Origin of the sequence: Streptomyces silvisoli (assembly GCF_029269905.1) — a bacterium.
In the GTDB taxonomy this organism is placed as follows: domain Bacteria; phylum Actinomycetota; class Actinomycetes; order Streptomycetales; family Streptomycetaceae; genus Streptantibioticus_A; species Streptantibioticus_A silvisoli_A.
The window spans coordinates 207,364-220,002 of sequence record NZ_JARJBC010000001.1; the positions used below are offsets into that span (position 1 = coordinate 207,364).

At 70.6% G+C, this 12,639-nt stretch carries 13 protein-coding genes; 6 read left to right on the forward strand and 7 right to left on the reverse strand.

Features of this window, described 5'->3' with window-relative positions; translation table 11 throughout:
• Positions 1-23: 23 nt before the first annotated feature.
• Positions 24-1,235: a cytochrome P450 gene (locus P3G67_RS00965; RefSeq protein ID WP_276091707.1), complete on the reverse strand. Its 1,212-nt coding sequence runs from the start codon at positions 1,233-1,235 to the stop codon at positions 24-26.
• Positions 1,236-1,704: 469 nt separating this feature from the next.
• On the opposite strand from P3G67_RS00965, the gene accD reads away from it, so the two are divergent.
• The 3 genes from accD to P3G67_RS00980 all read left to right on the forward strand — a co-directional run bounded on the left by accD (position 1,705) and on the right by P3G67_RS00980 (position 5,452).
• The gene (accD, locus tag P3G67_RS00970; protein ID WP_276091708.1) at positions 1,705-3,405 is read left to right on the forward strand and encodes an acetyl-CoA carboxylase, carboxyltransferase subunit beta; all 1,701 of its coding nucleotides are present in this window, start codon (positions 1,705-1,707) and stop codon (positions 3,403-3,405) included.
• A gap of 19 nt (positions 3,406-3,424) precedes the next feature.
• Positions 3,425-3,991: an acetyl-CoA carboxylase biotin carboxyl carrier protein gene (accB, locus tag P3G67_RS00975; protein WP_276091709.1), complete on the forward strand. Its 567-nt coding sequence runs from the start codon at positions 3,425-3,427 to the stop codon at positions 3,989-3,991.
• Between the two features lie 81 nt (positions 3,992-4,072).
• Positions 4,073-5,452 (forward strand): acetyl-CoA carboxylase biotin carboxylase subunit, encoded by a 1,380-nt coding sequence (locus tag P3G67_RS00980; protein ID WP_269856874.1) that lies wholly within the window; start codon positions 4,073-4,075, stop codon positions 5,450-5,452.
• Positions 5,453-5,526: 74 nt separating this feature from the next.
• Here P3G67_RS00980 and P3G67_RS00985 read toward each other — a convergent pair whose 3' ends face one another.
• The gene (locus tag P3G67_RS00985) at positions 5,527-5,952 is read right to left on the reverse strand and encodes a hypothetical protein (protein ID WP_276091710.1); all 426 of its coding nucleotides are present in this window, start codon (positions 5,950-5,952) and stop codon (positions 5,527-5,529) included.
• 171 nt (positions 5,953-6,123) lie between these two features.
• On the opposite strand from P3G67_RS00985, the gene lpdA reads away from it, so the two are divergent.
• Positions 6,124-7,524, forward strand: coding sequence for a dihydrolipoyl dehydrogenase (gene lpdA / locus P3G67_RS00990; protein ID WP_276091711.1), 1,401 nt, complete (start codon positions 6,124-6,126; stop codon positions 7,522-7,524).
• A 19-nt stretch (positions 7,525-7,543) separates the two neighbouring features.
• Here lpdA and P3G67_RS00995 read toward each other — a convergent pair whose 3' ends face one another.
• On the reverse strand, positions 7,544-7,837 hold the full coding sequence (locus P3G67_RS00995; protein WP_269856871.1) for a dsRBD fold-containing protein: 294 nt from the start codon (positions 7,835-7,837) through the stop codon (positions 7,544-7,546).
• Between the two features lie 189 nt (positions 7,838-8,026).
• Between P3G67_RS00995 and P3G67_RS01000 the strand changes: the two genes are divergently transcribed.
• Complete coding sequence (locus P3G67_RS01000; protein WP_276091712.1) at positions 8,027-8,908, forward strand: hypothetical protein; 882 nt, start codon at positions 8,027-8,029, stop codon at positions 8,906-8,908.
• Positions 8,909-8,946: 38 nt separating this feature from the next.
• Positions 8,947-9,489, forward strand: coding sequence for an RNA 2'-phosphotransferase (locus P3G67_RS01005; RefSeq protein WP_276091713.1), 543 nt, complete (start codon positions 8,947-8,949; stop codon positions 9,487-9,489).
• Positions 9,490-9,525: 36 nt separating this feature from the next.
• Here the strand turns inward: P3G67_RS01005 and P3G67_RS01010 are convergent, their stop codons facing one another.
• The 4 genes from P3G67_RS01010 to P3G67_RS01025 all read right to left on the reverse strand — a co-directional run bounded on the left by P3G67_RS01010 (position 9,526) and on the right by P3G67_RS01025 (position 12,543).
• On the reverse strand, positions 9,526-10,479 hold the full coding sequence (locus P3G67_RS01010) for an IS481 family transposase (RefSeq protein WP_276091714.1): 954 nt from the start codon (positions 10,477-10,479) through the stop codon (positions 9,526-9,528).
• A 117-nt stretch (positions 10,480-10,596) separates the two neighbouring features.
• Positions 10,597-11,205 carry a sigma-70 family RNA polymerase sigma factor gene (locus tag P3G67_RS01015; protein ID WP_276091715.1) on the reverse strand — a complete coding sequence of 203 codons (609 nt, stop codon included), beginning with the start codon at positions 11,203-11,205 and terminating at the stop codon, positions 10,597-10,599.
• 167 nt (positions 11,206-11,372) lie between these two features.
• On the reverse strand, positions 11,373-11,678 hold the full coding sequence (locus tag P3G67_RS01020) for a hypothetical protein (RefSeq protein ID WP_276091716.1): 306 nt from the start codon (positions 11,676-11,678) through the stop codon (positions 11,373-11,375).
• A gap of 55 nt (positions 11,679-11,733) precedes the next feature.
• On the reverse strand, positions 11,734-12,543 hold the full coding sequence (locus P3G67_RS01025; protein WP_276091717.1) for an ABC transporter substrate-binding protein: 810 nt from the start codon (positions 12,541-12,543) through the stop codon (positions 11,734-11,736).
• Between the last annotated feature and the right edge of the window lie 96 nt (positions 12,544-12,639).

Below are 12,639 nucleotides of genomic sequence, written 5' to 3' on the forward strand. Positions count from 1 at the left end.
CAGCGGGTCGCGGGACGGAAACCTCACCAGGTCACCGGAAGCTCCTGTGGGCCGCGGATCAGCTCACCGCGCCGCCACCGGAGCTCTTCCGGGGGGACCGCGAGCCGCAGACCGGGGAAGCGGTCCAGCAGCGCGCGGAGCATCACCTCGGACTCCATCCGGGCCAGCGACGCCCCCACGCAGTAGTGCGGGCCGTTGCCGAAAGCCAGGTGCGGATTGAAGTCGCGGTCGAAGTCGAGCGTGTGCGGGTCGGTGAACCGATCCGGGTCCCGGTTGGCCGCCAGGTACGAGGCGTACACCGGCTCACCGCGGCGGATCGTCACCCTGCCGTGTTGGATGTCCTCGGTCGCCACCCGGGCCATGCCCACCGCGTTGCGGTGCGGGATGAAGCGCAGCAGTTCCTCGATGGCCTGCGGCAGCAACTCCGGCTCACTGCGCAGCCGGGCGTGCTGCTCCGGATGGGTGAGCAGCAGGTAGACCATGTTGGCGCTGTTGAACCGCACCGAGTTCATCCCGCTGATCTGCATCAGCACGGCGAAGGCGACCAGTTCCCCGCGGCTCAGCTCGCCCTCGCGCTCGGCCTTCGCCATATGGCTGAGCAGGTCGTCCCTGGGGGACTCACGCCGCTCGGTGGCCAGGGCGTCGAAGTACTCGCCGATCTCCTTCTTGGCCCGCTCACTGATGTCCCGCCCGATGCCCGCGGAGATCACCTCGCGGGTCCAGTCGGCCATCTTCGGCCAGTCCTCCTCGGGCACGCCCATCAGCTCGCTCATTCCGGCGAGCGAGAAGGGCGTGTTCAGGTGCTCCATCAGATCGGCGGGCGGCCCGGAGCGCTCCATCCCGTCCAGCAGTCGGTTCGCGATCTCCTCGGCGCGCGGACGCAGTTGGGCGATGCGCCGGGTGGTGAACACCTTCGACACCGTCTTGCGCAGCCTGGTGTGCTGCGGTGGATCGGCGAATCCCACCGCGTCGTCCAGTGGGATGAAGTGCGGGGCCAACCGGGTGACGTCCCGTCCGACCAGGGCCTGCCTGCTCAGCCGGGGATCGCAGGTGGCGAACTTGACGTCCTCGTACTTCGCCGCCAGCCAGGCCTCGCCCTCGCCGTGCGGCAGCCGGACCCGGTCCAGCGTGTCCTGCGCCAGCGCCTGCTCCATGAACGGGTCGAAGTCGAGGCCCGGCACGTCCTCCACGTTCCAGAAGCGTGCTGCGGGCGGGTCCGTCGGCTGGCTGCTCATGGGATGCCTCCGGGCTGGCGGCGCGGACTGGTGTGCTGGTGCGCCTGGTCGCGGGGGTGCTTCGCGGCGTCCGCGATGGACACCCGAAGGGCGTGTCAGGAAGGGGGCGGACGGATGTGTCGACACGGTGCGGCCCTGGCCGGGCCAGGGAAAACGCCGCCCCTGGCACCGTTTCAGGCGCGGTATCTCCCGTCACACTACGTCAGGTTGCCGGGTGCCGCATGCGCACAACCGTGCGACGTGCTCCGGTGGGACACGCCCGGGGTACTCCGGTTGCCGCACACCGGGGCCCGACGCATCATGATCGATGACAACGATATCCAGGACAGCGGTCGTGGTGGGCCGAGCCCCCCGTACCGGGAGTGGCACGGCGCACGCTCGCTCGCCAAGCCGATCGGCGACATCCCAGGTCGCCGATCGCGTCCGCCGGCCCGCGGATCGACCGCGGGCCGCAACCCCGGAGATCGCGATGCTCCCTACCGAACCGAAAGCCACCACCACCCAACAACCCCCGGCCCCCACGGGAGTTGACTGGACGAGCTGCGGCCAGTGCCGAACCATCCTGTACGGCCGCCGCTTCGCCCGTTCGGCCAACACCTGCCCGGACTGCGGCTGGCACGCGCCGCTGACCGCCGCCGAGCGCCTGGAGTGGCTGCTGGGCCGGGAAGACGCTCGCTGCGTACGGCCGGGGCGTACCACGGACGACCCGCTGGGCTTCACCGACTCAAAGCCCTACGCGCAGCGCCTGGAACAGGCCAGGGAACAGATCGGCATCCCCTCGGCCGTACTCGTCGGGCAGGGCCGGATCGACGGCTGCCCGGTAGTGGTGGCGGCGATGGACTTCCGGTTCATGGGCGGCAGCATGGGCAGCGCCGAGGGCGAGGCGATCACCGCGGCGGCCGAACACGCACTGGAACACCGGATTCCGCTGGTTCTGGTCACCGCCTCCGGCGGGGCGCGGATGCAGGAGGGCGTGTACTCCCTGCTCCAGATGGCCAAGACCGCGCAGGCACTCGCCGCCCTGGACGAGGCCGGGATCCTGACCGTCAGCCTGATCACCGACCCCACCTACGGCGGTGTCGCGGCCTCCTTCGCCACGCTCACCGACATCGTGATCGCCGAACCGGGCGCCAGGCTCGGCTTCGCCGGCCCACGGGTGATCGAGCAGACCATCCGCCAGAAGCTGCCGGACGGCTTTCAGACCGCGGAGTTCCTGCTCGCCCACGGCCTTGTCGACGCCGTGGTGCCCCGCTCACGGCAGCGCGAGGTGCTGGCCACCCTGCTGCGTTCGTACAGTGGTCGTGGCGGCGAGTTCCCGGCGGTGGACGGCGAGCCGCTGATCGTCACCGATCCCGCGCGACTGACCCGGCGCGAGGCATGGGACGTCGTTCAGATGGCCCGGAACATCGATCGGCCCACCACCCGGGACTACCTCAGCCACATCCTGGACGGCGACGGCTTCTTCGAACTGCACGGCGACCGGCTGAGCGGCGACTCCCGGGCGATCGTCTGCGGCCTCGGCACCCTCGACGGCCGACCCGTCGCCATCGTCGGCAACCAGAAGGGCCACAGCACGAAGGAGTTGGCCGACCACTCCTTCGGCATGGCCACACCGGACGGCTACCGCAAGGCCGCCCGGGTGATGCGGCTCGCCGCCAAACTCGGGCTTCCGGTGCTGGCGCTGATCGACACCCCGGGCGCCCATCCCGGCATCGAGGCCGAGGAGAACGGCCAGGCGGTGGCGATCGCCGAGAACCTGCGGCTGATGGCCTCGCTGCCGGTGCCGCTGGTCGCGGTGGTCACCGGCGAGGGCGGCAGCGGCGGAGCGCTCGCCCTCTCGGTCGCCGACCGGGTGCTGATCTGCGAGAACGCCCTCTACTCGGTGATCAGCCCGGAAGGCTGCGCGGCGATCCTGTGGCACGACCGCGGAGCCGCCCCGGCCGCCGCGGAGGCGCTGCGCCTCGACGCCCGGTCACTGATGGAACACCAGCTCGTGGACGGAGTGGTACCGGAGCCGGAAGGCGGCGCCCACACCGACCACGCACAGGCCGCCGACCTACTGCGGCGGGCCGTCTCACACTGCCTGGACGAACTGTCGGGCAAGGGCGGCGAACAACTCATCCGGGACCGCAGGCAGCGGTTCCGGGGCATCGGAGCCCCAGCCGGATGATCTCTGAGGAAGGATGGTCATGACAGATTCCGTGCCACGGCTCGAAGCACGCCACAGCGGCCACGACGGGTTGGGCAAGGCTGGCTACGGCCCGGAGGGGCTGGCCAGGAACGGCCCCGCCCATTCGGTCGAGCGGCTGGCGGAGACCGCGTCCCGGCTGGCCACGATGGTGCAAGCCCCCTTGAGGCGGGTCCGTATCCAGTACGGCGAGGCGCTGGTGGAGCTGGAGTGGCCGCAGGACCGCCCCGCGCCCAGCGAGGCCCTCGCGGCGCCCGCCCGCCCAACGGCCGCGGCGGAGGAACCGGCCGCGTCCGGCGAAACCGGTGGCGATCAGCACCACCACGTCACCGCGCCGATGGTCGGCAACTTCTACCACGCCCCGGAACCCGGTGCACCGCCCTTCGTCAGCGTCGGTGACCTGGTGGAACAGGGGCAGGACATCGGCATCGTGGAGGCCATGAAGCTGATGAACCCCGTCCAGGCCGAACGCTCCGGCCGGGTGGTCGCCGTGCTGGTCGACGACGGCCATCCGGTGGAGTACGGCCAGCCCCTGATCGCGCTGGAACCGGTCGACGAGTCCGAGTGACGCCCGCCGCACCGACGTGACGGACGCGGCTACCAAGCACACGGCACGACAAGGCGGCCCGCCGCCTGCGGAGGGAGCACCATGTTCAGGACCGTATTGATCGCCAACCGTGGTGAGATAGCCGTGCGGGTGGTGCGTGCCTGCCGGGAGTTGGGCATCCGCAGCGTGGTGGTGCACTCCACCGCGGACCGCGAGTCCGAGGCGCTGCGGCTGGCCGACGACGCCGTACAGATCGGCCCGGCCCCGGCGCGCCGAAGCTACCTCAACCCGGCGGCGGTGATGTCCGCCGCCCTGCGGGTGGGCGCCGACGCGATCCACCCCGGGTACGGGTTCCTCTCCGAGGACCCGGACTTCGCGGAGATCTGCACGGCGTACGGGGTGACCTTCATCGGGCCGCCGGCCGGGCTTATGCGGCAGTTGGGGGACAAGGCGGAGGCGCGCCGCATGATGGCGCGCGCCGGGCTGCCGACCCTGCCCGGCAGCGACGGCGCGGTGCTGGACGAGGCCACCGCCCAACGGGTCGCGGAGGACATCGGGTTCCCGCTGATCATCAAGGCGGTGGCCGGGGGCGGCGGCCGTGGCATGACCGTCGTCCATGACCCCGACGACCTGGTCCCCGCGTACCGCAAGACGCATGCTGACGCGGTGGCGCTGTTCGGCGACGGACGGGTCTATCTGGAGCGGTACATAGCGACCGCACGCCATGTCGAGGTGCAGGTCATCGCCGACGGCCGGAGCAACGCGATCCATCTGGGCGAGCGCGACTGCTCGGTGCAACGGCGCCACCAGAAGCTGCTGGAGGAGACCCCGGCACCCAACCTGCCCGCCGAACTCACCGAGCGGATGAACGAGATGGCGGTGCAGGGTGTACGCGCACTCGGCTACACCGGCGCCGGGACCTTCGAGTTCCTGGTGGACGACGACGGCCGCTTCACCTTCATGGAGATCAACTGCCGTATACAGGTGGAGCATCCGGTCACCGAGCAGGTCACCGGCATCGATCTGGTGCAGGAGCAGATCAAGGTGGCCGCGGGGCTTCCGCTCTCGCTCACCCAGCAGGACGTGAGCCGCAACGGCGCCGCCATCGAGTGCCGGGTCAACACCGAGGATCCGGAGCGCGACTTCGCGCCCACCGCCGGTACGTTGACCGACTACCGCCCGCCCGGTGGTCCGTTCACCAGGGTGGACTCGCATGCCTTCACCGGCTGGCGGGTGCCCGCCGACTACGACTCGCTGCTGGCGAAGGTCGTCGTCTGGGCCCCGGACCGGGAACGGGCGCTGGTGCGGATGGACCGGGCGCTCGGCGAGATGGTGGTCGACGGCCCAGGGGTGTGCACCACCTCCGAGTTCCTGCGCAAGGTGCTGGCGGACAGCAGCTTCCGGGAGGGCAGCCACACGACCTCGATCGTGTCCCAGATGGCTGCCGCCGAGCGAGGCCGCTCCGCTCTGGAGTGCGGCTAGGAGCCTTTCCCTCCTTCCGGGGGTGGCCCCCGGAAGGCCCGCCGCCGAGCGAGGGGCGCAGGCTCTGAGTACGGCTAGGGAGAACTCCGGGAGCTGGACCCCGGGCGTCTGCGGTGCTGGAGGGCGTCCACGGCGGTGACGCCGAGCGCGCCCAGCAGGCTGACGTTGGTCAAGAACGCGTTGCGGTGGGCGGCGCGGCGGCCCTCGTCGTCCTCGGTCCAGAACGGGTGGACGGCCGCCGTGGCACCGGTCAGGCAGATACCGAGGACGACGGTGGCCGCCACCGGGGCCGCTCCGGTGGCCAACGCCACCGCCCCCGCGAGCATCGCCGACGCGGTCGCGTTGGTGGCCATCCGCCCACGTGGCACCCCCAGACGCTCCACGGCCTGCGGTAGGTGCCCGGGGTTGCGCAGCGCGCTGATCCCGCCCACGAGGAAGCTGCTGGCGAGCAGTGAGCGGCTGGTCCAACGGCAGGCGACGGCGACACGGTGACGCGTCACGTGATCCTCCCAACACGTGCTGTGTACTCGATACCCGTTCAGCATCACCACCCGGCGGCCGTGCGTCGCGCTGGACTACGCCAACAGACCGACGCCCGACGGCGCGTGATCGTCCGCACAACGTCGTGTGGCGGTGTCTGCGCGGGCGGCGCCCGGCCTATCGTGGCGTGCATGAGTGGACACTTCGACGTCGTCGTACTGGGTGCCGGTCCCGGCGGATACACCGCGGCGGTTCGCTGCGCCCAGCTCGGGCTCACCGTGGCAGTGGTGGAGGAGCGCTACTGGGGCGGGGTCTGCCTCAACGTGGGGTGCATCCCCTCGAAGGCGCTGCTGCGCAATGCCGAGTTGGCCCACCTCTTCACCCAGGAGGCCAAGACCTTCGGCATCCGGGTGGACGGCAAGGTCAGCTTCGACTACGGCGAGGCGTACGCCCGTAGCCGACGGGTGGCGGACGGACGGGTCAAGGGCGTCCACTACCTGATGAAGAAGAACGACATCACCGAGTACACCGGCACCGGTACGTTCACCGACGCCAACACACTGAGCGTCAGAACCGCGGACGGCGCCGCCCACACCGTCGGTTTCGACCACTGCATCATCGCCTCAGGCGCGACCACCAAGCTGCTGCCCGGCACCTCGCTGAGCGAGCGCGTGGTGACGTACGAGGAGCAGATCCTCAGCGCCGAACTGCCGCGCAGCATCGTCATCGCGGGCGCTGGTGCCATCGGCGTGGAGTTCGCCTACGTACTGCACAACTACGGGGTGCAGGTGACACTGGTGGAGTTCCTGGACCGGGTCGTGCCGCTGGAGGACGAGGAGGTCTCGGCCGAACTCGCCCGCCGCTACCGCAAGTTGGGCATCAACGTGCTCACCTCGACCCGGGTCGAGTCGATCGACGACTCGGGGGAGCGGGTGCTGGTGCACGTCTCCACCGGCGGCCAGCGCCAGGTGCTGGAGACCGACAAGGTGCTGCAGGCGATCGGGTTCCAGCCGCGGGTCACCGGCTACGGCCTGGAGAACACCGGTGTGCGGCTGACCGAGCGCGGCGCCATCGACGTGGACGGCCGCTGCCGCACCAGCGTGCCGCACATCTTCGCCATCGGCGATGTCACCGCCAACCTGATGCTGGCGCACGCCGCCGAGGCGATGGGCATCGTCGCCGCGGAGACCATCGCGGACGCGGAGACGATGGAACTCGACTACGTGATGATTCCGCGCGCCACCTACTGCCAGCCGCAGATCGCCAGCTTCGGCTGGACCGAGGCGCAGGCCCGGGAGCGCGGCTTCGACGTCCAGGTGCAGAAGTTCCCCTTCACCGCGAACGGCAAGGCCCACGGCCTGGGCGACCCCGCCGGATTCGTCAAGATCCTCAGCGACGCACGCCACGGCGAACTGCTCGGCGCCCATCTGATCGGCCCCGAAGTCACCGAGCTGCTCCCCGAGTTGACCCTGGCCCAGCAGTGGGATCTGACCGTCCACGAGGTGGCCCGCAATGTGCACGCCCACCCGACCCTGGGCGAGGCCGTGAAGGAGGCGGTGCACGGGCTGGCCGGTCACATGATCAACATGTAGCGGGCGCCCGGGAGCCGGATCACTGCCACAGCCTGGCCGGGGCGGGTTCGGTCTCCCGGGGCTCCATGTCCTCGTTCTCGTCTATCTCCTGCGCCGCCTCGCGCAGCAGCTTGCGGGACAGGTCGGCGAGTGCCCGCCCCGCCGCCAGTTCGTCGCCGATCTCGTGTACCTGCGGGTCCCGTGGGTTCTTGCGGGCCTCACCGTCGCCGGTGAACTGGGCGGTCGTGGTGTCCAGGGTCGCCCTGGCCCTGGTGGTGTCGCCCTCTTCGACGACGTACACGTGGGTGCTCCACTCCGTCTCGTGGCGTGTCATGGCTCCGGCCTCCTGGCCCCCCTCGTGGTGTCGCTGGTGTCAGAGAAATCCCTTCGATACCGATCATTCCCCTCGGCGTGCCCGCGCGGAAGTGGACGATACGGGTGGACTGCGCGATGCTCGCACTAGGTGCGACAGTCGTCACTGTGGGCAGTGGTCGGGTATCGCCCGGGAACGAGAGGCGCGCTGATGAGGACCGAAGCAGGCACTCCGGGCCGGGCCGACGTGGGGTTGCCGGTCCAGCTGGTCGTCGGTCTGGTGCTGGTGGCCGGGTGCTGGGCGCTGTTCTGGACGGTGGTCAACGCCTGGACCGAGATCTTCTTCTTCGGCCTGTGGCTGGGCTACGCCCTCACCGTCGACGGCGTGGTCAGACTGCGCACCGGTACCTCGATCCTGACCCGGAGCACCGCACAGTTCTGCTTGCTGTTCGGCTACTCGGTGCCGTTCTGGTGGATGCACGAGTGGTTCAACACCGCCCTGCACAACTGGTACTACGTCGAGCCCATCCCGCACAGCGAGCCGGTGCGCGTCCTGCTGTACTCGCTCTGCTTCGGCACCGCGCTGCCCGCCCTGTTCGAGTCCGCCGAACTGCTGCGCTCCACGCGGTTGGTGGACCGCCCCGGCCGCTGGCGGCCGCTGAGGCGCACTCCCGCACTGCTCTACGGTGTCAGCGCGTTCGGCGTGCTGCTGCTCACCGCGGTGCTGGTCTTCCCCCGGCAGTTGTTCTTCCTGATCTGGCTGTGCCCGCTGCTCGTCCTGGACCCGGTCAACACCCGGCTGGGCTTTCCCAGCCTGTGGGGCCAACTCGCCCGAGGCCGCTGGCAGCCGCTGCTGGCGCTGGCCCTCGGCGGCCTGATGTGCGGGTTCCTCTGGGAGATGTGGAACTACTGGACGGTGGGGGCGCACTGGGTCTACCGGCTCCCGGCGTTCCTGTCCCACGTCCATCTGTTCCGGATGCCGCTGCCCGGCTACCTCGGCTACGTGCCGTTCGCCTGGTCCGCCTACGCCTACTACCAGACCCTCCGCGGCCTGCTGACGCCCGCCTCGGTCGATCCCCTCGGCCTGGAGTGACGCACGGTGTCGGGGCCCGGGGATATCGTCGGAACACGATGGACGACAGACGAACCGTACGCATCTCGAAGTACCTGGCGAAGCACCTACGGCACCAACCGGAACGGATCGGGATCACGCTCGACCCGAACGGCTGGGTGGGCATCGACCCGCTGATCACCGCGGCCGCCGCCCATGGATTCCCGTTCACTCGCCAGGAGTTGGAGCACGTCGTGGCCTCCAACGACAAGCGGCGCTACGCCATCGACGGCGACCGGATCCGGGCCAACCAGGGCCACACCGTCGAGGTCGACCTCGCACTGCCGGTCGTGCAGCCGCCCGCGTACCTCTACCACGGCACGGTCGGCCGGTACGTCGCCGCGATCCGGGCCGAGGGGCTGCTGCCGATGGGCCGCCACGCGGTGCACCTGTCCGCGGACCGTGAGACGGCGACCCGGGTCGGCGCCCGGCGCGGCAAGCCGGTGGTGCTGTCGGTCGACGCGGGCGCGATGCACCGCGCCGGATTCGAGTTCCGGCGCAGCGCCAACGGGGTGTGGCTGGTCGACCACGTTCCGGCGGAGTTCCTCCGCATCCCGGGGTAGGGCGTGCCCCCGCCGCGACGGTGGGCACGCCCCGCGCTAGGTGTATTGCCCTGAGAGGTTAGGAACGCGGCTGGCGGGTGGCTGGCCCTTGAGCGCGGTGTGTCCGCGGTGGTGATTGTAGGTGTGCAGCCATTCGGGGAAGGCGTTGCGTCGTTCCTGTTCCGAACGGTAGGAGCGGGCGTAGGCCCACTCATCGAGCAGAGTGCGGTTGAAGCGTTCGACCTTGCCGTTCGTCTGCGGGCGGTAGGCGCGGGTTCGCTTGTGCGTGATCCCGGCTGCTGCCAGGGCATCGCGCCACAGACGGGACTTGTAGCAGGAGCCGTTGTCGGTCAGGACGCGCTCGACGGTGATCCCGCAGGAGGCGAGGTACGCCTGGGCGCGGCTCCAGAAGCCGACGGCGGTCTCCTTCTTCTCGTCGGCGAGGATCTCGCTGTAGGCCAGGCGGGAGTGGTCGTCGACGGCGGTGTGCAGGTAGCTGTAGCCGACGCCGGAACGCTTCTTGCGGCCCGCTTGGCGGCCGAGGACTTTGTGGCCGCCGCCGTCGGGGACGTTGCCGAGCTTCTTGATGTCGACGTGGACCAGCTCGCCGGGCTTGTCGCGTTCGTAGCGGCGTATGACGCGGCCGGTGGCCCGGTCCAGGTGCGTCAGGCGGGCCAGGCCGTAGCGGGTCAGCACCCGGTGCACGGTGGAGGGCACCAGCCGCAGCAGGTGCGCGATCCGGGCCGGTCCCCACCGGCGCAGGACGCGGACCTTGATGATCCGGCGTTCGGTGCGGGTCGGGGTGCGGCGTGGACTGGCGTGCGGGCGGCTGGAGCGGTCGGCCATGCCCGCCTCCCCGAACGCCCGGTAGCGGTCGGCCCACCGCTGGGCCGTGCTGACGGAGACCTGGAAACGTTCCGCGGCCCGCCGTAGGGGCCAGTTGTCCTCCACGACGCAGCGGGCCAGACGCAGGCGGCCGGTCTCGGTCAGTGGTGCGTTACGGTGCGGCATGAGGGCCTTTCTGGTCGTCGGTGCAGATGTGGCAATCCACACCGAGCCAGAAGGCCCTCACTCATTGCAAGATCACAGGCCAGTGATCGCTGTCACCAACCTCCGTGGACAGAACAGCTAGGCCGCGGTGACCGCGCCGTGCTCGGCGGCCGTGAGCCAGGCGGCCAGATCCTGGCGGGCACGGGCCACCCGCGACCGCACCGTGCCCACCGGGCAGCCGACCACCGCCGCCGCGTCCGCGTACGGCAGGCCGACCAGCTGGGTGAGCACGAACGCCTCCCGGCGGACCGCGTCGAGGGCGTCCAGCAGTTCGTTCAGCGCGACCCCCTCATCGAATCCCGGCAGGCAACACGGCTGCGCCCGTTCCGCCGCGGCCCGCCAGTCCGCGGCGTCGACGGTACGGGGGCGGGCGGCGGCCGAACGGTAGCGGTCGATGACCACCCGCCGGGCGATCGACAGCAGCCAGGTGCGGGCACACGACCGCCCGGCGAACCTCGGCAGGCTGGTCAACGCCCGTAGATAGGTCTCCTGGGTCAGATCGTCCGCGCCGTGCACATCGCCGCTGAGGTGGGCGACGAACCGCCAGACGTCGCGATGGGTGACCCGTACGAAGCGCTCCACCGCTTCGAGGTCGCCACCCCGCGCGGCCAGCGCCCATCCGGTCACCTGTTCTTCGTCCGTGGCGGTCCGCGCTCGGCGGGCCGGTTCGACCTGGGCAGGAATCATCGCAAAGTGTCCTTCGGTGACGACGGGGCCGGACCAGGCGATGGCGCGTCCCCGTTGGAACACGGCACTCCTGGCACGCCGTTACCGAGGGGCGCGCACGAGGACCGCGGGGGCAAGAGCCGACGCACACGCCACGTCGCCGTCAGGGCGCGTGGGCACGCCGGTACTCACAACAGGCGGGCCGCCCACTGCCGTTCGACCGAACCGCCCGTGTCCGTGGACGCCTGTGCCAGGCTGAACAGCGAGTGCAGCCCGAGCTGTGCCACCACCGCGGCACCGGTGACCACCAGCGCTCCGCACTCCCGGGCGGCCAGACACCAGGCCGCCGCACCGGTTCCGCAGAAGGCGGCCAGGAGCGCCCACCAGGGCACGGTGTCCGAGGACATCAGCGCGTGACCCAGGGCCGTGGTGACCACGCAGACGGCCGCGAACATCGCGGCGCGGACGGCGCGTGCCACAGGCCCGGTGGTCATGTCCGACATCGTGCCATCCCGGCCCCGCGCCTCGGCAGGGTGGGAGCGCATCCTGTCAGGAGCCCGCGAACGCCTTCGCCATCTGGTCCGCCGCGTTGCGGTAGACGGCGGTCAAGTCCAGTTCCTGCCCCGGGTAGTTGACGATGTCCAACTGCCTGGCGCCGGAGCCGGGCAGCACCGTTCCGGTGGACATGTTCTCGTTGTCCAGCACGAACTGCGGCTTCCTGGCGGACAACTGGGCGAGCTGGGCGGGGGTGACCTGGTTGGGGCCGTAGCTGCCCACCAGGCGCGCCCCGGCGAGCTTCGCCGCCCAGGTGGTGTACGTCTGGGTGACGACCACCGGGGGCTTGCCGCCCGGCCAGGCCGCCTTCACCTGCTGGGCCCACGACTTCCAGTGCGCGTTGAAGTCGGTGTTCCACCTCTGCGCGTCCCGCTGGGTGCCGAACAGCCCGCCCAGCTTGGTGACATCGGCCGAGGTCGTGGCGGGATCGTTGTCCAGGTTGAGTTCGACCAGCTTCGCCTTGGAGCCTGCGGCGTCCTTGATCCGCGCCGCGAACGGCTCGAACGAGGCGTACAGCACGTAGTCGGCCCCGGCGACCGCCGCCAGGTCGGACGGCTTGAGGTCGTAGTCCGGCGCGTGGCGGATCGACGCGGGCACGATGTACTTGATGTCGCTGGCCCCGGCCGCCCTGGCCAGCGCCGCCTCCCAGGTGGTGGTGGCCACCACGGTGGGACCGCCCTTCGACGGCGCGGCCGTACCGGAGGACGACGACGTGGCGGTACCCGAACCACCGCAGCCGGTCAGTGCGAGCAGCCCCGCGCTCAACGCGGCGAGGGATCGGACGAGGGCGCGGGCAGCGGACATGCGGTGGTTCTCCGTTCAGGCCATGGACAGGCGAGCGTCCGGCCGGTCACCGCCGAGGTGACCGGCCGCGCTCCACTGCCCAGTAGTCGGCCCGAA